The sequence below is a fragment of the Nocardiopsis sp. NRRL B-16309 genome (genome assembly GCF_001279585.1).
Classification (GTDB): Bacteria; Actinomycetota; Actinomycetes; order Streptosporangiales; family Streptosporangiaceae; genus Nocardiopsis.
On the sequence record NZ_LGEC01000067.1, the window covers coordinates 93,897 to 114,278 of the forward strand.

General features: G+C 69.5%; 23 protein-coding genes. 11 read left to right on the forward strand and 12 right to left on the reverse strand.

The window, feature by feature from the left end; translation table 11 throughout:
* Nucleotides 1–6: 6 nt before the first annotated feature.
* From ADL05_RS12170 to ADL05_RS12185, 4 genes are all read left to right on the forward strand, one after another.
* Nucleotides 7–264 (forward strand): hypothetical protein, encoded by a 258-nt coding sequence (locus ADL05_RS12170; RefSeq protein ID WP_156365817.1) that lies wholly within the window; start codon nucleotides 7–9, stop codon nucleotides 262–264.
* 318 nt (nucleotides 265–582) lie between these two features.
* Entirely contained in the window at nucleotides 583–1,017 is a 435-nt protein-coding gene (locus ADL05_RS12175) for a hypothetical protein (RefSeq protein WP_082376320.1), read from the forward strand.
* 253 nt (nucleotides 1,018–1,270) lie between these two features.
* On the forward strand, nucleotides 1,271–2,404 hold the full coding sequence (locus tag ADL05_RS12180; protein WP_231640712.1) for a hypothetical protein: 1,134 nt from the start codon (nucleotides 1,271–1,273) through the stop codon (nucleotides 2,402–2,404).
* 256 nt (nucleotides 2,405–2,660) lie between these two features.
* Complete coding sequence (locus ADL05_RS12185; RefSeq protein WP_231640713.1) at nucleotides 2,661–3,161, forward strand: DUF2637 domain-containing protein; 501 nt, start codon at nucleotides 2,661–2,663, stop codon at nucleotides 3,159–3,161.
* Nucleotides 3,162–3,484: 323 nt separating this feature from the next.
* On the opposite strand, the gene ADL05_RS12190 is transcribed toward ADL05_RS12185, so the two are convergent.
* From ADL05_RS12190 to ADL05_RS12205, 4 genes are all read right to left on the reverse strand, one after another.
* On the reverse strand, nucleotides 3,485–3,919 hold the full coding sequence (locus tag ADL05_RS12190) for a hypothetical protein (protein WP_053617033.1): 435 nt from the start codon (nucleotides 3,917–3,919) through the stop codon (nucleotides 3,485–3,487).
* 211 nt (nucleotides 3,920–4,130) lie between these two features.
* The gene (locus tag ADL05_RS12195; protein ID WP_053617034.1) at nucleotides 4,131–4,676 is read right to left on the reverse strand and encodes a carboxymuconolactone decarboxylase family protein; all 546 of its coding nucleotides are present in this window, start codon (nucleotides 4,674–4,676) and stop codon (nucleotides 4,131–4,133) included.
* A gap of 106 nt (nucleotides 4,677–4,782) precedes the next feature.
* Nucleotides 4,783–6,177 carry an NAD(P)/FAD-dependent oxidoreductase gene (locus tag ADL05_RS12200; RefSeq protein ID WP_053617035.1) on the reverse strand — a complete coding sequence of 465 codons (1,395 nt, stop codon included), beginning with the start codon at nucleotides 6,175–6,177 and terminating at the stop codon, nucleotides 4,783–4,785.
* 105 nt (nucleotides 6,178–6,282) lie between these two features.
* On the reverse strand, nucleotides 6,283–6,624 hold the full coding sequence (locus ADL05_RS12205; protein ID WP_053617058.1) for a glutaredoxin domain-containing protein: 342 nt from the start codon (nucleotides 6,622–6,624) through the stop codon (nucleotides 6,283–6,285).
* 132 nt (nucleotides 6,625–6,756) lie between these two features.
* Between ADL05_RS12205 and ADL05_RS12210 the strand changes: the two genes are divergently transcribed.
* On the forward strand, nucleotides 6,757–7,542 hold the full coding sequence (locus ADL05_RS12210) for a CDP-alcohol phosphatidyltransferase family protein (RefSeq protein ID WP_197285771.1): 786 nt from the start codon (nucleotides 6,757–6,759) through the stop codon (nucleotides 7,540–7,542).
* A 458-nt stretch (nucleotides 7,543–8,000) separates the two neighbouring features.
* On the opposite strand, the gene ADL05_RS12215 is transcribed toward ADL05_RS12210, so the two are convergent.
* Nucleotides 8,001–8,435 carry a hypothetical protein gene (locus ADL05_RS12215; protein ID WP_053617037.1) on the reverse strand — a complete coding sequence of 145 codons (435 nt, stop codon included), beginning with the start codon at nucleotides 8,433–8,435 and terminating at the stop codon, nucleotides 8,001–8,003.
* Between the two features lie 392 nt (nucleotides 8,436–8,827).
* Here ADL05_RS12215 and ADL05_RS12220 point away from each other — a divergent pair, with 392 nt between their 5' ends.
* Nucleotides 8,828–9,562 (forward strand): Crp/Fnr family transcriptional regulator, encoded by a 735-nt coding sequence (locus ADL05_RS12220; RefSeq protein ID WP_231640714.1) that lies wholly within the window; start codon nucleotides 8,828–8,830, stop codon nucleotides 9,560–9,562.
* Nucleotides 9,563–9,662: 100 nt separating this feature from the next.
* Here ADL05_RS12220 and ADL05_RS12225 read toward each other — a convergent pair whose 3' ends face one another.
* The 5 genes from ADL05_RS12225 to ADL05_RS12245 all read right to left on the reverse strand — a co-directional run bounded on the left by ADL05_RS12225 (nucleotide 9,663) and on the right by ADL05_RS12245 (nucleotide 15,093).
* Nucleotides 9,663–10,388 carry a Crp/Fnr family transcriptional regulator gene (locus ADL05_RS12225; RefSeq protein ID WP_053617038.1) on the reverse strand — a complete coding sequence of 242 codons (726 nt, stop codon included), beginning with the start codon at nucleotides 10,386–10,388 and terminating at the stop codon, nucleotides 9,663–9,665.
* A 187-nt stretch (nucleotides 10,389–10,575) separates the two neighbouring features.
* On the reverse strand, nucleotides 10,576–12,483 hold the full coding sequence (locus ADL05_RS12230) for a glycoside hydrolase family 15 protein (RefSeq protein WP_197285772.1): 1,908 nt from the start codon (nucleotides 12,481–12,483) through the stop codon (nucleotides 10,576–10,578).
* Nucleotides 12,480–13,382 (reverse strand): cytochrome c biogenesis CcdA family protein, encoded by a 903-nt coding sequence (locus ADL05_RS12235; RefSeq protein WP_053617039.1) that lies wholly within the window; start codon nucleotides 13,380–13,382, stop codon nucleotides 12,480–12,482. Before ADL05_RS12235 ends, ADL05_RS12230 begins: the two co-directional genes overlap by 4 nt.
* Nucleotides 13,379–13,930, reverse strand: a complete 552-nt coding sequence (locus tag ADL05_RS12240) for a redoxin domain-containing protein (protein ID WP_053617040.1) — start codon at nucleotides 13,928–13,930, stop codon at nucleotides 13,379–13,381. The genes ADL05_RS12235 and ADL05_RS12240 overlap by 4 nt, the downstream gene beginning before the upstream one ends.
* Nucleotides 13,931–13,932: 2 nt before the next feature.
* On the reverse strand, nucleotides 13,933–15,093 hold the full coding sequence (locus ADL05_RS12245; protein ID WP_082376322.1) for a DUF3179 domain-containing protein: 1,161 nt from the start codon (nucleotides 15,091–15,093) through the stop codon (nucleotides 13,933–13,935).
* A 568-nt stretch (nucleotides 15,094–15,661) separates the two neighbouring features.
* On the opposite strand from ADL05_RS12245, the gene ADL05_RS12250 reads away from it, so the two are divergent.
* The 4 genes from ADL05_RS12250 to ADL05_RS31110 all read left to right on the forward strand — a co-directional run bounded on the left by ADL05_RS12250 (nucleotide 15,662) and on the right by ADL05_RS31110 (nucleotide 18,810).
* Entirely contained in the window at nucleotides 15,662–16,159 is a 498-nt protein-coding gene (locus ADL05_RS12250; RefSeq protein ID WP_053617042.1) for a vitamin K epoxide reductase family protein, read from the forward strand.
* Nucleotides 16,160–16,332: 173 nt separating this feature from the next.
* On the forward strand, nucleotides 16,333–17,874 hold the full coding sequence (locus ADL05_RS12255; protein WP_053617043.1) for a hypothetical protein: 1,542 nt from the start codon (nucleotides 16,333–16,335) through the stop codon (nucleotides 17,872–17,874).
* A gap of 272 nt (nucleotides 17,875–18,146) precedes the next feature.
* Nucleotides 18,147–18,350, forward strand: a complete 204-nt coding sequence (locus ADL05_RS31745) for a DUF2795 domain-containing protein (RefSeq protein ID WP_053617044.1) — start codon at nucleotides 18,147–18,149, stop codon at nucleotides 18,348–18,350.
* Between the two features lie 259 nt (nucleotides 18,351–18,609).
* Nucleotides 18,610–18,810: a hypothetical protein gene (locus tag ADL05_RS31110; protein ID WP_053617045.1), complete on the forward strand. Its 201-nt coding sequence runs from the start codon at nucleotides 18,610–18,612 to the stop codon at nucleotides 18,808–18,810.
* Between the two features lie 154 nt (nucleotides 18,811–18,964).
* On the opposite strand, the gene ADL05_RS12270 is transcribed toward ADL05_RS31110, so the two are convergent.
* Together ADL05_RS12270 and ADL05_RS12275 are read right to left on the reverse strand one after the other, a co-directional pair.
* On the reverse strand, nucleotides 18,965–19,207 hold the full coding sequence (locus ADL05_RS12270) for a hypothetical protein (RefSeq protein ID WP_053617046.1): 243 nt from the start codon (nucleotides 19,205–19,207) through the stop codon (nucleotides 18,965–18,967).
* A 147-nt stretch (nucleotides 19,208–19,354) separates the two neighbouring features.
* Nucleotides 19,355–19,720 carry a hypothetical protein gene (locus tag ADL05_RS12275; protein ID WP_053617047.1) on the reverse strand — a complete coding sequence of 122 codons (366 nt, stop codon included), beginning with the start codon at nucleotides 19,718–19,720 and terminating at the stop codon, nucleotides 19,355–19,357.
* Nucleotides 19,721–19,823: 103 nt separating this feature from the next.
* Here ADL05_RS12275 and ADL05_RS12280 point away from each other — a divergent pair, with 103 nt between their 5' ends.
* The gene (locus ADL05_RS12280; protein WP_053617048.1) at nucleotides 19,824–20,231 is read left to right on the forward strand and encodes a MerR family transcriptional regulator; all 408 of its coding nucleotides are present in this window, start codon (nucleotides 19,824–19,826) and stop codon (nucleotides 20,229–20,231) included.
* Nucleotides 20,232–20,382: the final 151 nt, after the last annotated feature.

The following is a 20,382-nucleotide window of genomic DNA, read 5'->3' on the forward strand; positions in this document are numbered from 1 at the left end:
TGCACCTTGGCCGCCTCTGACCCCAAATCCCGTGTTGTGAACGCGAAGATTGCCGCCCACTGGCGCTGGGCCACCACCATCGACCGTTCGGCGGCCACGCGCCCCGCCCGCGAGGCCGCACAGCGTGCGCTCGAAGCCTCGGTCGACCCGCAGGGGCAGATGACCCCCCAACAGCGGGCCGCGGCCGTGAAGTCACTGCGATCGGCGAAGGCCCGGCAGATGGCGAAGGCCCGGTGGGACAAGAAGAAGCGCGAAGCGGGCTGAAGCACGACATCAGCCGGCCGGCCGCCCCTCACTCGGCAGGTTCTGCGGCCCGCCTTGGTTCGTCACCAGTTCATCGGCCAAGCGATCGGCGCCTGGTCGGCGGCCGCCACCGGCCTGCTCGGCCCTCTCACTCGCGGGCGACCGCGCCGGTGGCAGGTCGATGACGTAGTGCTCTATTGTTTCTCCGGGCCTCCCTTTATGATGTTCCTCATCTGTGAGAACAAAGACTTGAGAGCCAGTCAAGGTGCAGGGGGTCGAGTGAATAACCCGCGCAGCGCAGGGGATTTGAAAGAGGAATTTCCGTACACCTTGAGTACTATGTGCTATATCGAGGTGGGTGGCGGTGGGGAGGTCTCCTGGGGGAACGGGCATGCGGCCTATGAGCGTGCCAAGCGTGGTGAATCCCGCCTTTACGCGGTCTGGCCGGGGCAATGGTCCAGCCATCTCTTCGCTATTGACGATCTCGATCAGTACGCAGCTGCCTTCGGTCTCGTCCACGACGAGAAGCGGACTGGATTGGCTGACCACGACCATCAGGTGCGTTGGTCGATTTCGCCCTATGAGGAAAAGCCGAACGCGTCCTACGTCAGTATTGAGGTCTGGTTGGACTGCGGGTGCTCCATTCGCAGCCTCAAGGCCTTCGCCAAGCAGATGCGTGACCAGCAGGGCTGGGATATCGCGACGACTGGCGGCTGGGGGAGTGGAGGCGGTAGCTATTCAATGCGAGTGAGGAGAAGGAGCCTGGCCGGCTGATCGGCCAGTTCGTGGCCGGGTCGCACAGCGTCCACAGTCATCGATGAGGCGCTTCGTGGTGCTTGGCGAGGTCGGCGGGGCGGATCGTTCGAGGGGCTCATCCGTGAGGTGGGGCCTGCCGAGGTGTGCTGACCCGTCCTTCGGCTGCCGGGTGGAACGGTAAGGCCGGTGATGTGTTGAGGGTCACACTAGCTGGTGCTCGCCATCGAGGCAGGTAGGGGCGTAGAGGTCGGTTCAGCGATGTTCTTTCTGTGTGATTCTCAGGCTGAACTCCGTGGGGATCGGGCACGATGAACCGATGAGATACGTGGTTTCAGCCCACTTGAAGATCTCGGAGGGCACCTCCGTTCTGGACCCTCTCCAGCAAGAGGGTGCGGTCGCGCTCCTGCAGAACGGTCTTCGTTCCGTCGAGGGCATCGAAGGCCCGGACGGAATGAACGTCCCACTGGACGACTTCGTCGTGGCCGTCTACCCCGGAGGCGCGATTCTAAAGGTCTTCGTTGACGCTCCAGCCTTGGAGTTCGCGGAGGCGTCGGTCCACGAACTCTGCTTGGAGCTGTTGGGACACTCGGAACTGCTTTCCGAGTGGACGATCGACGAGTGCGAAGTTCAGCTTCATCCCCTCTTCGCTCAAAAGAGCCTCGCCGCCGCGGAGGGTCCCGATGCTCCTCCTGCCGATGTCGAGGCCCGCAGGGCGGAACTCGCGAGGCCTCTTCTCGTCCCCCGACCGCAGGGTCCAACGGCCGAGGAAACAGAGCAGATGCGGGGCAGGATTCAAGCGCTGGCGCCTGCGCTCACGGTGTTCGGACCAGAGTCGTTCGGTTGTGATGACGATGATCCCTCTGCCGCCGTCGAGGGTGCCGAACTTGCCGCGGGGGCGCTCGTCTACGCCATCGACCTGCTGGTGGACGAACTCTTCCTGGATCTCCATACACTCACGAAGAATCGCACGACCGTCGATGATTTCGAAGGCGTGTTCCGGGTTCTGGACACTCTGCCAGAGCGGTTCGCCCATCAGTACGACACCTCGTTCGTGCGTCGTTTCCTCGTGGCGTCCATCGCGATGACTGCGCGATTCACCAGCGGGGGGTCGCCGATGCTGAGCTGTGTCGCCGAAGAACTCGCTCTGAGGCTCCTGTTGGACCAGGCCCGTGTCACCCTCGACCTGTACGGGTTGCTCGACGATCGTGCCTCCTCCGCTCTGGACTTCTTCGCCGGCGGAGTCTTTGAGGACTTGGACCACGAATGGCTGTATGAGGACGAACCCAGTGGGCTGGGAGTAGCGCTTCTCGATACTGCGGTCGACTCCTGGTTCGCTCCGTTCGGCCGGGAACGGTACGTCCATCCGTACACGCGCCAAGAAGGCGATGGGAGTGGATCTGAGTAACCTGGCGAGGTCCGGGGAACGGTCATCATTCCATGGCGGTCGAGGCGCCCACGAGGTAACACGATCACGGTGGGCGGCCCTGCCCACGGGCTTGCCCGAAGCCGACGGACTGGCCGGTTACCGGCGTTGCCCTGGAGTCTCAGGTCGAGCCCCAGGGCCTTCCGCACGTGCCGCGCGTCCCCGCATCCTTCCACCAGGCGACCGCCGCTGTCACGAATGCCCGGCCCGCCTCCCTTAGCTCTTCTGAGTAAGGAAGGTGAGGTGGCTCCTGGAAGCACATGACAGCACTGCGGAGCACACCACCGATCGATTCATCAGGGGGACGACCAAGGTCGTCGTCTGCGGGGTCGCGGTCATCGCGGCGATCGTTTCGTACCGACATGCCTACGAGGGGGTGACCGAGTACGGCGAGAGCGGTATCACGGCGATCATGATCCCCTTGACCATCGACGGTCTGGTATACGCCGCTTCGATGGTGATCCTGCATTCGGCCCGAGTGGGTATCAAGGCTCCGTGGCTGGTCTGGCTCCTGCTGTGGGTGGGAATCACCGCCACACTGGCGGCGAACGTCGCCCATGGGTGGAGGAACGGATTGGTCGGCTCCATCGTCGCGGCCTGGCCCGCCGTGGCTCTGGTGGGGTGCTACGAGATGTTGATGTGGTTGGTGCGGCGCTCGCTGAACGCTTCGGCAAATCACGCCGGTGGGCACGCGTCATCATGGAAAGGTCAGCCAACGAGGGCCATGAATAGGAGGTGAGAATGGACGAGGCCTTTCGCTCGTGCGGCTGAGAGCGCGGGCTCAGCGTGCCGCCCGGTGTGTGGTCCGCCCTGGTACGAGCCTGACCGCACACTGGGCGACCCATTCCTCGGAGCTCTCGGCCTTGTACGTATTTGCGAGGCACGTTCGCCCATCCACGCGGCGCTTGGACCGTTGTGGTACGCCCTGGTACGGGGCTGGTCCGGTGCAGGTGACGACTCTCAGTTCGTGCTCGCCGCATTGGCGACTTCGTACAGGCGGCACGGCACCGATGAGCCGGTGACCGTGGCCGCCTCGATTCGTCTCCGGGGTCGAACGCGGTCCTAGGCTTCGCGTCGGCTCAGGCCGTACAGCGCCAAGGCGGTGACCAGGCCGTAGACGACGTGGCCCATGAGACTCATCAGCGCCGTCTGGTTCATCGGGAACAGGGGCATTCCGAGAGCGGCGGGCATCAGGACGAGGCCGCCCAGCACCCACCACACGAGTCCGTAGGACAGGCCGGCTGCGAGGAGCAGCCCCGGGCGGTCGGCGAAGGCCCCGGTCAGGACTCCGAAGCCGAGCCCGAGTGCGGCCGAGATCGCCAGGTGGACCACTGCTCCGACGACGGCGCTCTCCGCCCCGACCAGCATGGCCACCATGGGAAGCATCCCGGTCATGGCCATGAGGATGCCGAAGACGACCCCGCCCACGAGCCCCGCGGCGGCGCCCCGCCAGGCATGGGTGAGTGCGTGGGATCGGGCGTGTGCGATCGTGGACATACCGTTCCACCTCCAACAGCGGGAGCCGGCTCCGCGTCGGCATCGGTCCGCCGGGTTCGAGCCGGACCCTGATGGTTTCCTTGGCCCGACCCAAACACGGTGGCGGTCCCGGTCACACTCGCGTGTCAGCCACGTGACACTCTTCCCACTGGTTGTCCCGCGGTGCACTGGACCCCTGAACACACCTGCGATGGCCGACCACGTCGGCCCCTCAGTGCAGCGCGGGCGCCTGGGGGAGGTCGAGTTCGGTGCGCGCGTAGTGGTTGAAGTAGTTGGTGTAGAGGTTCACTGCGACGTGGGTGAACACCTCGGCCAGCTCCACCTCGCTCCACCCGGCGTCCCGAGCGGCCTGCCAGGTCTTGTCGTCGACCTCGCCACGCTGACCGGTGATCTCGCGGACCACCGACAGCAGCGCCTCCAGTTCCGGATCGGTGTCCAGGCCGCCTCTGCGGATGTCGATCGTCTCCGCCTCGCTCCATCCTGCGGCGCGCGCGGCGACGGTGTGCGCGGACTGGCAGTAGTCGCATTCGTCCACGGCTCCGACCGCCAGGGCGATCGCCTCGCGGGTACGCGCGTCGAACGTGCCGTGCTCGGCGATGGCGGCCTGCATGCCCCGGTAGGCCGCCAGCACGACGGGTGCGTGCGCCATCTCCCCGTGGATGTTGAGCACCTTGCCCATCTTCGCCGCGAGGTCGCTCAAACCCTCCCGGGCCGCCTCGGGCGCGTCCTCGATCGTGTGCACCGGAATTCTCGGCATGGTGAGTCCTTCCTGTCGTCAGTTTCCACGTCACATCAGCTGGGGGATGGCGTGCGGAGTGACCGGCGGTCCGGTCCGGCCGCCTTGACCACGTCGGGGCCGAGCGTCATTCCGCGGACGACTCGGCCAGGTCGTTCAGAGCGTCCTCGACGGCCCGGTGGAAGGTCGGGTAGGCGTAGATCATCGAGCGCAGCCGCGTCACCGGGACGCGTTCGTGCACGGCCAGGGCCAGCATGCCCAGGACCTCTCCACCGGACGGGCCGACGGCGGTCGCGCCCACGAGCACGCCCGCGTCCGTGTCCGTGTCCTCCACGAGTTTGACGAGCCCCTCGTTGCCTGCCTTGTGGATCCAGCCCCGAGCAGACGAGGGCAGCCGCGCGGTCCCGGTGCGCACCCGCAGGTCCTGTTCGCGCGCCCGGGCCTCGGTCAGTCCCACCGACCCGACCTCGGGATCGGTGAAGGTCACCCGGGGCACCGCGTGGTACTCCGCCGTGGGTCCTTTCCCGCGCGTGAGGATGTCCTGGGCGGCGATGTTCGCCTGGTGGACGGACACGTGGGTGAAGGCGCCCTTGCCGGTGACGTCTCCCAGCGCCCACACGCCCGGGGCGGCGCGCATCCGCTCGTCCACCTCGATCGCGCCGGCCTCGGGATCGAGACCGATCTCCGCCACGCCCAGGGACCGCAGTTCGGCTCGGCGGCCCGTGGCGACCAGGAGCCGCTCCGCCTCCACCGAACCGCCCTTGGTGTGGACGGTGAATCCCCGCGTGCTGTGGTCGACCGCGGTGATCTGCGCTCCGGTGCGCACGTCCAGCCCCTCCCCGCGCAGTACACCGGCGATCACGTCGCTCGCTTCGGGTTCCTCGGGCCCCAGCAGCCGCTCGAACGCCTCCAGGACCGTGACCCGTGTGCCGAAACGGGCGAAGGCCTGGGCCAGTTCCAGTCCGATCGCACCGCCCCCGATGACACAGAGGGAGGCAGGTGCGTGCTCGGCGCTGACGGCCTCGCGGTTGGTCCAGTACGGAACGGCGTCCAGTCCCGGGATGGGTGGCGCGCTCGGCGCGGTCCCCGTCGCGAGCACCACGCCCACGCGGGCGCTCAGGATCCTCTCCGTGTCGTCGTCGGTGCGTACGGCGACCGTGTCGGTGGAGACCAGGCGTCCGGTCCCGCGGACGAACCGTCCACCCTGGTCGGTGAAGCGCTCGACCGCGATGGTGTCGTCCCAGTCCGTGGTGGCCTCCTCGCGGATCCGCCGGGCCACGGGCGCGTAGTCGGGCTCGGCGGTCGAGGACCCCGCCAGGAGAGGAACACGCCGTGTCTCGGCGAGCGCGTCGGCCGCGCGCACCATCATCTTGCTGGGAATGCACCCCCAGTAGGGGCACTCGCCGCCGACCAGCGCGGACTCCACTCCCACCACGTCAAGACCGGCTCCCGCCAGCCGTCCGGCGAGTGCCTCGCCCCCGGGTCCCATTCCGATCACCACGACGTCGGCCGTCTCGGTCATCGTGCGCTCCTCTCGACTCGTCCGCGGGTCCCGCCTCATCGAACGGGACTTCTCGTCTCCTGCGTCGACCGGGCCGCCGCTGCTCGCATGGCGGCCCGGTCGGGCTCATCCACCCAGGAGCCGGGCGAGCCACGACCGTGAGCCGCCCCGGTCACCACCGCTGGTCTCTTCCGTCGCCCGTAGGAGGTGCGGGGCGTGTTCGCGGACCGCCGCCACCACCTGGCTGGTCGACGGATTCACCATCGCTGAGCCGCCGACCACGACCGTGGGCACGGTCTCGTCGCCGCCGGTGATGGAACGCACCTCGGCGGCCGCGCGGGGGTCGGCCCAGATATCGACCCTGGTCACCTCAACTCCGGCGCGCCGCAGTCCTGCGTCCAGGACATGGCAGAACGGGCAGCCGGGCCTCCAGTAGAAGACCGCTTCGCCGCCTTCGCTCTCAGCCATCGGGCGTCCCTTCACCGTGCCGTGGTCGTCCATGGCCATCCTGGCTACCGCGAAACGCACTGCCCAGGGGAGTGTCGGCGCGCTGACACACTGTGGGTGTCGGTTGTGCGGCGTCTCGGTAGGCTCCCGATCATGCGTCCCATGGTCTCCTCCGACGGCACGAGCCGTCGGCGCACCAACGAACTCCTGAGTGACCTGCGCCGTCGGGAGTGGACGTTCGGTGGCTGGTGGGATTTCACCAGGCAGGCCGCCGCTCTGTCCTGGAAAGCCGCCGTCGCGCGGCCCCGGGCAGCCACCGAGTTGACGGTCCTGCACATCGCCTTCCTCTGCGCTGCGTCGGGGCGGGGCCGGGTACGGGTGATCGTGTGCTGGGGTCTGAGCGTGACGCACCTGGGCCTGTTGGAGGAACGCGACCGGCTCTGCGCGGCCGACGCCCTGACGCTGCTGCGCGCCAACCTGCCCGCCGTGGCCGACGGTGCGTGGACCGGTCCTCTCGCACTAGCCACCGACCTGTTCGACGGCCGGTTGGCCCGGCGCCGCGGGCTGTCCTCCTCCTTCGGCGCCTACGCCGACGCGCTGGCCGACGCCGCATTCTGGATCCCCTTCGCTCTCCGCCATGAGACCGATCCCCGCTGGCGGGCAGCACTGGTGGCAACGTGGGTGCTACCGGTCGCGGGAGCGGCGGCGGCCTCCTTCGCCCGGGGCCGCATGGTCGACGTGCCCCGGGCCCGCGGATTCCATCCGGCCACGGTCGTGGAGTCGGCCATCGCGGCCCGCGCTCTCACCCGAGACCGCGCGACCGGTGGCATGCGTGACCGCACCACGACGGACACGATGACGGCTCAGGGGACGTCGGTGAGGAGCCGCACGAGCTGCTCAAGGCTCGGAGCGCCGCTGAGGCCACCTGGGCTCGCATAGACTCGGCAGCTCATGCCGTACGTCTGTTCAGGTGTGGGAAGAGCATCCCGGCCGTCGAGGCGGATCGTCGGTGAGCCGGGGAAACGCAACTGGCGTGCTCGCTCGTCGGTGTCCACTTCGACCAGGGTGATCGGCTGTTCAGCGTGCCCAGTGAGCTTGAGGGCTTCGCTCAGGCGCTCCTGGGCCACCCGCCAATTGGGGCACCCGGAGAAGTACAGAAGCTCGATGTCCACCCTCCCATGATGGGCCGGATCGATCCTGACGTACACCAGGTGCCCCCTTTCCGCCGGTGTTGAGAAGCCCCGTCCCCAGCCGACCACCGGGCGCCGGGCCCCAACGCGCGGAGCCGCTCTCCGAGGGCGGCGGCAGGAGTACGCACACGTGCTCGGTGAGTTCCAGCGCAGGAGAGCCGTCAGCTCAACCCGAAGCGGCGTACCCACGCGGTGGCCGTGCCCCGATCAGGTGTCGCTGCGGCTGAGCGCGTAGAACGCCCCTGCCGTGGCCAGACCGTAGATGACATGGCCCATCAGGCTCATCATCGCCGTCTGGTCCACGGTGAACAGCGGCATCCCCATCATCGCGGGCATGAGTACCAGGGGGCCCAGTACCCACCACACCATTCCGTAGACCGCTCCCGCTCCCAGAAGCATCCCCAAGCGAGCGGTGAGAGGGCCGGCCAGCACGCCGAAACCCAGTCCGACCCCGGCGGAGATGACCAGATGCACCGCCATGCCCACCACGGCGCTTTCGCTGCCGACCATCATGGCGATCATGGGCAGCATCCCCATCATGGCCATGAGTATTCCGAACACGATTCCGCCACCGATGCCGGCGATGGCTCCTCGCCACACGCGAGTGATCAGGGGCGCCGGCGTTCGGGTGATGGTCGACATGAGATACCTCCGAAGTCGGGGGCCCAGCGGCCCCGCGTAGCTGTCATCTCACAGCGAAGCGGCCTGCCGTGGACCGCGTCTGTACCCGGGGGCACACAAGCCGCGGTCGCGGGTGCCGCTGGAGTGTCCGGCGTGCGAGGACGGCGGGCATCCGGCCCCCGGCCACCAGAGCAAGCGCAGAACCCGAGGGCATCGGCCACCGTCGGGGCACCCGCCTTCCTCCACACCGGTGTGTTCTCTGTCCGCGGTCGACCGGGGGAGAGTGTCAGACGGATGACATGGCACCACCGACGGCCGCACGGCTGTGATCAGCTGCCCCGGACTCAGTCCGCCCCGGCACTCACCTCACTGCCGTGAACAGGGCTTGCGTACCACCGAACGAGGTCCCCGACGTGAACGACGCCCCTGTGCCAGAACCCCCGATCGTGCACGGCACCGTGGCGACGGATCACTGGTGCCTGTCCGAGAGCGCCTTGTTCCAGGACCTGGACCGGGTGGAGATGGCGCGGATGAGTGCACGGATTCCTCCTCGATCACTACACGCGGGACAGGTCGTGCGCGCACCGCATGAGCGGTCGGAGGCCCTCTACGTCGTCAAGCGGGGGCGAGTACGGCTGTTCCGCGTCCTTGAGGACGGGAGAACGGTGACCACCGCGATCGCGGGGCCGGGCTCGGTCTTCGGGCACCTGGCCGTGTTGGGGTTGCGCATGGGCGACACCTGGTGCGAGGCCGTCGACGATGGGCAGCTGTGTGTGATGGGTGCCGACGACGTCCACCGCCTGGTGCTGGGCGATCACCGTGTGGCCGTACGCGTCATCGAACAGCTCGGAGCCCGGATCGCCGACGTGGAACGGCGTCTGACCGACACCGTGTGCAAGAGCGTGGTCGAGCGCACCGCGGCGACGTTGTGCACGCTCGTGGACCATGCGGCGCCCGGACACCGTCCGATCGCGGTCCGTCTGACCCACGAACAGCTGGCCCGGCTCACTGGCACGACCCGAGAGCGCACCACCGAGGCTCTGGGCCGCCTTTCCGATCGAGGCTACCTACGCCTGCGCCGCGGCATGGTCCTCGTTCTGGACCGGCCCGGCCTGGGCCTCTTCTCAGGTGAGGACTTCTGCGACTGATCGCCCCGCTACCCGTGCGATCCCAAGGACCTTGTCGTCTTCCAGCTCAGGACCGCGCACGGCACCTGCCCGGCTCACCGCTTCTAGTGACGAGCCGTCCTCAGGTGCGCGAGGACAGGGCCGAACGGTCGAGCAGGTCGATCGCGGCGTAGCGGACCCGGACGAGCCCCGCCCTCTCGAACTCCTTCAGCACCTTGTTCAAAGACGGTCGGCGTACGCCCAGCATGGCCGCCAGGGTGCGCTGGGGGAGGGCGACGACGTCCGCGTCGGACTCGTCCAGCAGCAGCTGCGCCGTCTGCTGGGCCAGGGACTTGCCGAGCAGGCCGAGTATGCGCATGTGGCTGGTGTTGAGGCGTTCGGCCACGCTGGAGAGCCAGCGCCGGGCGATGGCCGGGTGGGACGCCAGCAGCCGCTCGAACTCCTCCGGGCCCAGTTCCAGCAGTTCGACGTCCTCCAGGGCGTGGCCGGTGTAGGGCATGGGCATGCCCAGCAGCAGCGGGATGTCACCGTCGACGTCTCCGGGCTTGAGGATCTGCACGACGACACGTCCCGAACCTGACCCGGCCGACAGCTCGACCTGTCCGGACCGTACGATCCACACTCCTGAGCCGCCGTTGCCCGCGCCGAACACCACTCCTGACCGGGGCAGGGTGCGCCGACGCAGTGTGGAGGCCAGAGCTGTGACGTCGTGGCTGGTGAGCGGCGCGGAGCTGCCTCGCCCCACACAACGGGCCACCCAGGCGGCCTGTTGGAGGCGCGGGTCCACGCGTGCGCCACCCAGGAGCCGCAGTGCGCGGTCCATCGCCGATGACTGGTCGAAGTGCATGCGGATCGCCCCTCGTCGTGTCGGGCCTGCGGACCCGTCGATCGCGAGCGCGGAAGTCCCCCGTGGGACCGAAGCTACCGGATCCGGGGACGTCACAGCGGTAAAGCTGCCGATCCTGCTGATGTGTACCCGCCTGTACGGACGCCTCGACTCGGCTCCTCATGCGGAGGCCACGGGAGGGGCGTCGTCAGTGCCGCACCGCCTGTCCGTGCGGCGCTTCGCGCTCGGCGATGGTCCACGCGGCGCTGACCAGTCCGATATGACTGAGGGCCTGGGGGAAGTTGCCGAGCATCCGGCCCGTGCCGGCCTCGACCTGCTCCGCCAACAGGCCGAGGTCGTTGGCGCGGGCTGCGGCGCGCTCGAAGGTGGCCCTGGCCCGGCCGGTCCGGCCCGCGAGCGCCTGTGCCTGGGCGAGCCAGAACGTGCACAGCACGAAGTCCCCCTCCTGCCCGGACAGCCCGTCCACCCCGTCGGCCGTGTCGTAGCGGCGGACCAGCCCGCTGTCGCCGGTCAGATGCTCGGCGACCGCGTCGATGGTCGCGGTCACCCGGGGGTCGTCGCCGGGCAGGAAGCCGGTGATGGGCAGCATCAGCGCCGCGGCGTCCAGAGCGGAGTCGCCGAAGGACTGCGTGAAGGCTCCCACCCGTTCGTTCCACCCCTGTTCCAGGATCGCTGCCCGGATCCGCTCCCGGTCCTGCTCCCAGGCACGGACCCGTTCCTCGTCGGCCCCGAGGTGCTCGGCCATGCCGACCGCGCGGTCCAGCGCCACCCAGCACATCAGCTTGGAGTGCAGGAAGTGCCGTGGCCGACCGCGTACCTCCCAGATCCCGTGGTCCGGTGAGCGCCACACCCGGGCCGCGGTGTCGGCCAGGCGCACCAGGAACGCGCGCAGCTGCGGATCCGCGCCGCTGACCTGGTCGGCGAACCTGGCGGCGGTGGAGAGCAGTTCGCCGTACACGTCGAGCTGGTGCTGGTCCCAGGCGGCGTTGCCCACGCGCACCGGCCGGCTGCCGAACCAGCCTCCGAGGTGGGGCAGCTCGCGCTCGGTCAGGTCGTGCTCACCGCCGACGCCGTACATGATCTGCAGAGGGGCGTCGGCCCGTCCGGTGGCCGCGGCGCCGGTCATGAAGGAGAAGAACTCGTCGGCCTCGTCGGGGCAGGCGGCGACCCACAGGGCGTCCATGGTGAGGGCGGCGTCGCGGACCCACGCGTAGCGGTAGTCCCAGTTGCGTTCGCCGCCGCGCTCCTCGGGCAGCGACGTCGTGGGGGCGGCGACGATCGCGCCGGTCAGCTGGTAGGACAGGCCCTGCAGGACGCGTCCCGACAGGGAGACGAGGTCGCGCCAGGGTCCCGTGTAGCCCTCGTGGGCCCGCGACCACTCGCGCCAGGCCTCCACGGTGTCCTGGAGCAGGTCGGCGAGTTCGCGCTGACTCCACACACCGGGCCCGCTCCTGGACATGGAGGACCACTGCAGGGCGAAGTACCGCTCCTGTCCGGCGGTCAGGTCGAGCGCGCACTCCGCGCCGGCCGGTGTGACGTCGGGCGGTACGGGGCTCGACAGGGCGAGGGTGAGGGGTCCGCCGTCGCATCGCACCCCGCCGTCGACGGCGGACACCAGGGGCACCACCACCCCGTACTCGGGACGGGGCTGGAAGGACGTCCGCACGCGTACCCGGCCCTCGGTACAGGCGACCGCCCTGACCAGGACGTGTGGTGCCTGGGCGCCCAGGCGGTGGGGGTCGCGCGCGGGGCCGGTGGCCAGGGCGTCGGTCACCACCAGCGTTCCCTCGGCGCAGGTGTGCTCGGTGCGCAGGACCAGGGTGCCGTCCAGGTAGCGGCGCCGGGAGCGGGCCGGTGCGTCCGGGAGAAGCGACCAGTGGCCCGCGTCGTCGTCGAGCAGTGAGCCGAACACCGAGGGCGAGTCGAACCGGGGCAGGCAGAGCCAGTCGACGGTTCCCGACCGGGTGACCAGGGCGGCGCCGTGCCGGTCGGAGAGCAGGGCGTGGTCCTCGATCGCGGTGCTGGTCATCGTCGTACCCCCGTGCTGGTCGTGCGAGACCACGTGCGCTCCCGCGTGGTCCGCGTGCCCGCTCACCTCTCCGGGAGGCGGTCGGTCGACCGCTCGCCCGCGCCGGTGCGCCGGCGCCGGACCAGGACCACGACCGTGCTGATCGTGGTCAGGGCGGCCAGGGCGAGTGCGACCCGTCCCGCTCCGACCTGCTGGAGCAGGCGGGCGAGTTCGGCCTGCCAGCGCACCGCGGTGTCCACCACCGGGTCGGTGTCGGCCGCGCCCGACAGCACTCGCAGTTCGAACCATCCGTAGTAGGCGACGTACGCCCCGGCCAGAACCAAGAGCGCTCCGCCAGCCCTGGTCACGTAGGGCAGAGCCCGGCGCAACCGGTGGGCGACCGAGTCCCGGGCCAGGGCGACGGCCACGGTCAGCGTGCCTATCACCAGTCCCATCCCCGCCGCGTAGACCACGAAAACCCCGAGCATCCCCAGCGGGCTGGTGGACCGCAGCGCGCTGGTGGTCAGGGCCAGGAAGGGCCCGATCGTGCAGGACAGGGACGCGACCGCGTACGTGACGCCGTAGGCCGCGGCCCAGCGCAGCGAGCGCACGGGACGGCCCGGGGACGGCCGGGGCAGTAGGAAGCCCACCTTGCGCCCGGCCAGCAACCACGCCCCCAGGACCACGAGGGCCGCTCCGATCACGACGGTCGCCCAGGGTAGGTGGCGCTCCAGCGAAAGGGCGAGCGGCACGACCAGTAACCCAAAGGCGACGAACACGGCGGTGAACCCGGCCGTCATCGCGGCCGTGGTGGCCAGGGCACGGGCCAGGGGCCGCCAGGATGCGACAGCGGTGGCGCCAGCCGCGTCGTCGTCTCCGGAGGCGACCAGCAGCGCCAGGTAGCCGGGGAGCATGGCGAACCCGCACGGGTTGAGGGCGGCCAGCATGCCCGCTACCAGTGCGATCGCGTACGGGAGCTGACTCATGGGGTCTCGTCGGGGCCCACGGGGAGGGTGTCGTCCACGCGGGCGTCCAGATCCTCGTCGGACAGGGTGCCCGCCACGGTCTCGAACGTGCCGTCGGGGCGGACGAAGGCGAACGCGGGCTGGCTCACGACGCCGAAGTCCGACCAGATCCGGCCGTCCTCGTCCACGATGTGCGTCAGGTGGTCGGTTCCGGTGTCGTCGGTGAAGGCGCGCATGTCCGCCACCTCGCCCCGCCCGGCCACTCCGATGAACTCCACCTGCCCGTCGTGGCGTTCGGCGGCCTCGGTGACACTGCTCGCCTCGCTCCGGCAGATGGTGCACCAGGGTGCCCAGAACCAGAGCACTGCGGGTTCGCCCTCCAGCGCCGACGCGGTGAACTCCTCTCCGTCCAGGGTCGGGGCCTCGAACGTCGGGAGTACCTGGGCCTGCTCGGTCGTGCCCGTGTCGGCCCCGGCTTCCGGCTGCGCGTCGGGGGTGGAGCAGGCCGCCAGACCCAGGGCCGCGGCCAGGGCCGCCGCCACCGCGGTCGTCCTCGGGTTCGTTCGCATCGTCACCTCAGGATCTCGGTGTCGGGGGTGAAGGCCACCCAGGCGAACCAGAACGTGTCCACATGGTCGACCGGGGTGAGTTCGCGGCCTGCCAGTTCGCCGTCCACGGCGCGCCCGGAGATGTTCCAGCGGCTTCCGGTCTGGTGGTCGGTGAACCCCTCGCCGTCCGGTTCGAAGGTGAGCTCCTCCCCGTCCAGGACGGGGACGAAGACGCCGGTGGACGCCGTCTCGCGGCCCTGCGCGATCACCGGCTCGTCCAGCGCGGACGCGGCGCCGGGCTGTGCCCACACGGTCACGGTCTCCTCGTCGGCCTCGGTGGACACCACGCCCTGCTCCAGTGCGTCGTCCACGGGCACGGCGAGCGCATCGGCTCCGGTTCCGATGCCGATGACGCGGGTCTTGGCGGGCAGGCGCGGGTCGGCTTCCTCGTCGAGCAGGAACGGTTCGCTGTCGGGATCGTCGTAGCCGACGTAGGGGTTGTGTCCGTAGTCGCGCTCATGGCCGGTGTCCTGACTGAGCACGGCCCCCTCGGGGCGGTCGGCCCGCCACCGCTCCCAGGGGAGCACCGTGACGCTGACGCGTTCCAGTTCGGTGCCGGTGAGCGTCCCGGCGACGGCGCGGCCCTCGATCTGCGGCCACAGGGAGTGGGTCTGGCGGTCGAACATGACCAGGTCGGAGTTGTACAGCATCCCCGAGACCCCGAAGTCGAGCACCCGGTCACCGACCCTCCGGTCGAAGGCCAGCGCCGAGTCGCACAGCGGGCAGTAGGTGACCGCGACCGGACGGCCGCCGATGGTGTCGTTGACGATCTCGTGCCAGATGAGGATCCGTACGGGATAGGCGCGGTCCTCGCCTTCCACTGACACCGCCAGGACCGGTTCGGTGTCCTCCAGCCAGTCGACGTCGGAGGCGTCCTCGAATCCGGGCTCGTCGAGGGCGGGGATGCCGTCGGGCGGCGGGCCGCCGCTGACCAGGCGGTCCACGTCCACCAGCGGCTCGGGGAGCGCGGGATCGGCCGGGTCGTCCAGCGCCGAGACGACGTCCTCCACCGGGCCGGAGCCCGGCGCGGCCGACGACGAGGGCGAACGCTCCGCGTCCCCGGCCGGCGCCGCGCAGGCGACGGCGGCCAGTACCAGGGCGGCCGCGGCGCATGCCCCGCGCATGGTGAGCCCGCTCCTCGACCCCCGCATGTGCCCCACCCCTTCGCCGCCGACGCGCGCACGGGCGCGTGTGGTCCGAGTCTGTGCCTTTCGCGGGGGGCGGCGCCGCGATATGTCAGCGGGCGGACACTCCCGCCCGGCCGCGGGCACGAACGGGGTGCACTACGAGGCGTGACGGGCATGGAACACACGGGGACGCGGCGTTCGCCCGCGTGTCCCGCCAGTGCGTCGATGGCCGGGCAGTTCACCCAGAGGAGAGGAACGACCACGTGACCCAGGCTCTCCGACCTCGTGCCCCACCTGGCCTTCGGGCTGTCCACCGCGCTGGCCTACGAGTCAACCGACGACACCACCTGAGGGCCGCGGTTTACGACCGGGTTCAGGGTGACGCCGCGTTCGGTCAACGTCTGCTCAGGCTTGCGTGAGCCTGTGAATACATGGCGGTGCGCTGGGTAGCGGCGCTTCCATGCGATCAACATCACGCCGCGGGACGCCGTACCGGGCGCTCTCCGGCATGCTTCGCCCGCACTCACCCGGGATCGGTCGTTCCTCGTCGAAGACCGCAGAGCGGGTGAGCGACACGCTGCGGCTGGGAGCTTCGCCTTTCGTCCGTGACCGGCGGCGTATCGCCGCCCTCGCGCTCACGGCAAGCGGCGCGTACACCGTCGTCGCTCTCTACCAGTTCGGGCTTCTGCGGCGGGTTCCCGAACCGAGGCTGCCAGGTCTGGACGCCGACCGGGTCGACGCCAGTGGTGAGGCCTACCGCGTCCTCACCACGCCCGACGCCGCCCTTGGCCTGCTCAGCAGTGCCCTGACCCTGGTCCTGACCGGGATGGGTGACGACGACCGGACCCGGAATCGCAGGTGGATCCCCCTGATGCTCGCAGGGAAGGCGGTCGCCGACGCGGTGGCGTCACTGGTCCTGTTCGCTGAACAGGTCAACAGGCACCGCCGCGTCTGCTCGTGGTGCACCTTGGCGGCGGCCGCCAACCTGGCAATGGTGCCCGCGTCACTGCCCGAGGCCAGAGCTGCCTGGTTCTCAACAACGCATGGAGATGGCACTCGCTGAGAAACACCATCGTTTTCTGCGACCGTTGCGCTACTTTCTCAGTTGCTCCAGGAGTTCCTCTGTCTCCTCCGACATCTCCAGATGTGAAGGCTTCTCCCGAACTTCGCGGCTTGCCGTGGATTCGGTAGAACAGGGTCTACCTGGACCCCTGCGGTCAGGGAACAATCAGTGCCATGGGACAGAAAACGGCCTGGGTGCTGGTTCTGGGCGTGATCACGCTGGTGCTGGCGGGGGTCTGGGCGACCCCTCGCCTTTTCCCCGCTCTGGGGTGGGGGCTCAACGAGCTCAACCAGCTCTCGGGCATCGCGTCCCTGGCGGTGGCTGTGGGAGCCCTGGCCGTGACCCTGTGGCCAGTACGCTCCTCCGGCGTCCCGGACGCCTTCGGCACAGCTGTCGGCGACAATGACAGTGGTGGCGGGGGTGGTGCCCGCGACGTGCCACGCCACTGGTTCGAGGCCGAACGCATGGCCCGCTCCATCACCGACCCCTACGACCGGGCAGACGCGTTGGCGGAGGTCGCAGAGGCGTTCGTGGAACACGACCCGAAGCGCACCCGAGCATTGCTCGACGAAATCGAACGCATTGCATGCCGTTCCATCACCGACCCCCACCGCCGGGTCAGAACGTTGCTGAAGCTCGCGGAAGCGCTCATCCCCCTGGCCCCGGAACGGGCTCGGGCACTGCTCGGCGAAGCCGAACACTTCTTCCGCACCGCCACCCGCTCCGCCACTGATCACATCTTCCGAACGCCGCTGGCGGAGGTCTCGAGAGTACTAGCCAGACTCGATCCGGCCGAGGCCGAACGCATCGCCCGCTCCCTCACCGGTTTCGACCGAACTTGGGCGTTGGGGGACGTCGCCAGCGTGCTCGCGGTGGCCGATCCGGCCGAGGCCGAACGCATCATCAGCTCCCTCAGCAGATCCACCGACAGGGTGGGGCCTCTGGCGAGGCTCGCGGGGGCCGTCGCGGGAACCGACCCTCAGCACGCCCGGGCCCTGCTGCGAGAAGCCCAACGCATCACGCGCTCCATCCCCGGCTCCAACCGAATCGGGTATCTGGCAACGGTCGCAAGGGTGGTGGTCGAGTTCGATCCGGAGGAGGCCCGGGCCCTGCTGGAGGAGGCTGAACACCTGGCCCGGGCCACCACCCACCCGCCCCGCCGGGCGGAGGACCTGGTGATGCTCGCGAGGGTGGTCGCGGAAATCGATCCGCAGCACGCCCGGTCTCTGCTCCTCGAAGCCCAGCGCGTCACCGGCTCCGTCAAGGACGCCGACATCCAGGCGGAGGAGAGGGCATCCCTGGCGGAAGTGATGGCGGGACTCGACCTCGCTGAGGCCGAGCGGATCGCCCGGTTCGTCAACGATCCCTACCTTCGGGCCGAGGCATTGGAGAAGGTCGCCGGGGTGGCGGCGGAGCTCGATCCGGTCGGCGCCGAGCGCATCGCCCGCTCCATCCGTACGCAGCACATCGACCGGTTCGTCACCACTTTCTTCCCCCGCCAGGGGGAGGCGTCCCGACCGCTGGAGTACCACAGGGCCCTGGCACTGGGAAGGATCGCTGGCGCGGTTGCGGACCACGATCCGCAACGGGCCCGAACTCTACTGGAGGAGGCTGAGCGCATCGCCCGCTCGATCACCGCCATCCGCGATCGGGAATCCGTTCTGCTGGACATCGTCCGGGCGCTGGTCCGCAAGGTGCCAACCAAGGTGTTGTGAACGCGGCGAGGATCACTGTGGTGAGCGCGGGTCGCGTTCGTCGTGGGGTTGCCGGTCGGCGTGGAGGGATCGCACCGATGGTTCGCGGATCGACCCCGAGCGTAAACCTACTCTTACGAGAGGGTAGAGTTGGGCTCGAAGGGTGGACCTGCTTCCTTGCGCTCACCACCCTTCCCGTGGTGGCACGGGACAGGACTCCACTTCATGCCGGTATCCGTGCCACCACACCCCCTCATGTGCGTCGCGCGCACGGACTCCTGGAGGTACAGACGGTGGTCACCCGAACCGAGATCGCGGACTACCTGGACGGAGCGTTCACCGCTGGTGGACTCACCCGCAGGCAGATCATCGCCGTCGCCGACCAGCGCGGGGCACCCGAGCAGGTCCTCGACACCCTCGGACTGCTTCCCGAGGGCACCTACGCGCACCTGCGCACCCTCTGGCCGCACCTGCGGGAGGTTCCACGCTCGGTGTAGGGCGGCGGGCGCCTATGCCCAAGGACGGAGTCACCCCCGCGGGCGCATCCCTCCATCCCTGGCCGGGCGGGCGCACGAACGTGTCCCGCGATCAGCGGACGCATGGGCAGGGATCACCCGTCGCGTTCTTCGAGCAGGCCCAGAGGCGGGACCGCGAGCGCGCCCCGCGCCAATGGACTGAGCCGAGCACCGCGCACGCCCTTCGTCGCATTCCGGTTCCTCCAGAGGGGCCGGAGTCCGACCTGTTCTCGTCCCCGCGGTGAAGCGCGCGGGCGACTGCGCTGATGCGCTGTCGTCCTTCCAGCCGGTCCAGCCGGTCCAGCCGGTCCAGCCGGTCCAGCCGGTCCAGCCGGTCCAGCCGGTCCAGCCGGTCCAGCCGGTCCAGCCAGGGCAGCCCGTGAACCGCCCGTCCTCGGCGGGGGCCGGGCGCGCCGGCATCGGCTGGGCGGCGGACGTCTGATCGATGGGAATGGGGCCGCTTCCGCCCTGTGGTCTGCCCCCGAGGAAGACCCTCGGGAAGCGTGAGTGCCCGGCCCGGCGGAGGCAGGGCCGGGCCGGGCACGTGGGACGAACGGCTCACCCTCCTGGTGCGGTGCCCGTCCTCGAACGTGGCGTCACTGCCAGCCGCGCACTCCGACCGGCGCGGGCAGGGGCTCGTTGAGCCAGGTCCAGGAGCCGTCGTGCTCGGTGAAGCGCCGGTGCAGGGTGTCGACGTCCGCCAGCGGTATGGCGGCGGTCTCGCGCCAGGTTCCGGCGGCGCGTTCCTCCAGGTAGAGGGTGTGGGCGTCGGTGCGTGTCCGGGTCGCCTGCCGGGTGCGCTGGGAACCGTCCTTGAGGAGGATGCGGTAGTGGGCCATGGTGCTCCGTCGTGGGTCGCGGGTCTGGAGCGGGGCGGCACTCCCCTGTACGCACGCCACGAGGGGGAAGGGTCGGAGCACAGGGGAGGCCGCTGCCACTCGCGAGGGTAACTCTACCCTCACGTGAGAGTAGAAACCACATCGCGATCAACGGGGCAGGATCAGGTGGCCCGACTCCTCCCCGTCCTCGCGCCTGCGGCTGGCGGCGGACTGGTACTGGCCGGGTACGGGTTTTTGCCGGTTGGCGCGGGCGAGCATGTCGGCGTCGCAGTCGGCGCACAGTGGGATGTAGTGCAGCGAGACGATGGAGAGCTGGGTGCCTCGCGAGTACTGGGTGAGCGCCTGGGGCCGCATGTGGATGTCCTCGCCCCGGCAGGTCGCGCAGGTGTAGGGCGTGTCCCGGGGCCAGCGCGCACCGCAGGCGTCGCAGCTGATGTGGATGCCCGACTCGGTGCGCTCGCCGGTGAGATCGTCCTCTTCCCCGCAGCTTGGGCAGGTCATCTGACGCGGCATGGAGTCCTCCTGGCGTACGGGCGCGCTAACGTGGCGCATTCATGACCGACATCACCTAACTGAATCTAACGTTAGAGTAGAGTTGACGAAAAGGGGTGCCGCGATGTCCGGAGCGGACCACATGCAGATCGGTGAGGTCGCCGAGCGCACCGGCCTGTCCCTGCGCACGATCCGCTACTACGGCGAGGTCGGCCTGGCCGAGCCCTCCGCACGTTCCCGCGGCGGGTTCCGGCTCTACACCCAGTCGGACGTGGAGCGCCTCAACCTGATCAAGCGGATGAAGCCCCTGGAGTTCAGCCTGGAGGAGACCCGCGAACTCCTGGCCGCGCTCGACCGGCTGAACGCGGCCGACACCGACTCCGAGGAGCGGGCATCGCTGAGCGAGCGGTTGGACGCCTTCGAGGCGGCCATCGACGCGCGTTGCCAGACCCTGCGCGACCAGCTCGCGATGGCCGAGGAGTTCGCCGGGAAGCTGCGCGAGCAGCGGTCCCGACAGCACACCAGTACGTAACACCCAGCGACGGAGGACGCAGTGACGACGACGGCTTCGGAGAGGTCGGCGACCGAGGTCGCCCGGGAGGCGGGGCGTCGGCGGACGTTCGCGGTGATCTCGCACCCGGATGCCGGTAAGTCGACGCTGACCGAGGCCCTGGCGCTGCACG

Excerpts from the sequence above, each read along its gene's own strand:
- ADL05_RS12245 (WP_082376322.1), bottom strand. The coding sequence starts at position 15,093 with ATGCGCGGGGCATGCGCCGCGGCCGCCCTGGTACTGGCCGCCGTCGCC.
- ADL05_RS12175 (WP_082376320.1), top strand. The coding sequence starts at position 583 with ATGTGCTATATCGAGGTGGGTGGCGGTGGGGAGGTCTCCTGGGGGAAC.
- ADL05_RS12210 (WP_197285771.1), top strand. The coding sequence starts at position 6,757 with ATGCGTCCCATGGTCTCCTCCGACGGCACGAGCCGTCGGCGCACCAAC.
- ADL05_RS12255 (WP_053617043.1), top strand. The coding sequence starts at position 16,333 with ATGGGACAGAAAACGGCCTGGGTGCTGGTTCTGGGCGTGATCACGCTG.
- ADL05_RS12280 (WP_053617048.1), top strand. The coding sequence starts at position 19,824 with ATGTCCGGAGCGGACCACATGCAGATCGGTGAGGTCGCCGAGCGCACC.
- ADL05_RS12190 (WP_053617033.1), bottom strand. The coding sequence starts at position 3,919 with ATGTCCACGATCGCACACGCCCGATCCCACGCACTCACCCATGCCTGG.
- ADL05_RS12275 (WP_053617047.1), bottom strand. The coding sequence starts at position 19,720 with ATGCCGCGTCAGATGACCTGCCCAAGCTGCGGGGAAGAGGACGATCTC.
- ADL05_RS12235 (WP_053617039.1), bottom strand. The coding sequence starts at position 13,382 with ATGAGTCAGCTCCCGTACGCGATCGCACTGGTAGCGGGCATGCTGGCC.
- ADL05_RS12270 (WP_053617046.1), bottom strand. The coding sequence starts at position 19,207 with ATGGCCCACTACCGCATCCTCCTCAAGGACGGTTCCCAGCGCACCCGG.
- ADL05_RS12195 (WP_053617034.1), bottom strand. The coding sequence starts at position 4,676 with ATGCCGAGAATTCCGGTGCACACGATCGAGGACGCGCCCGAGGCGGCC.
- ADL05_RS12240 (WP_053617040.1), bottom strand. The coding sequence starts at position 13,930 with ATGCGAACGAACCCGAGGACGACCGCGGTGGCGGCGGCCCTGGCCGCG.
- ADL05_RS12205 (WP_053617058.1), bottom strand. The coding sequence starts at position 6,624 with ATGGCTGAGAGCGAAGGCGGCGAAGCGGTCTTCTACTGGAGGCCCGGC.
- ADL05_RS12225 (WP_053617038.1), bottom strand. The coding sequence starts at position 10,388 with ATGCACTTCGACCAGTCATCGGCGATGGACCGCGCACTGCGGCTCCTG.
- ADL05_RS12215 (WP_053617037.1), bottom strand. The coding sequence starts at position 8,435 with ATGTCGACCATCACCCGAACGCCGGCGCCCCTGATCACTCGCGTGTGG.
- ADL05_RS12200 (WP_053617035.1), bottom strand. The coding sequence starts at position 6,177 with ATGACCGAGACGGCCGACGTCGTGGTGATCGGAATGGGACCCGGGGGC.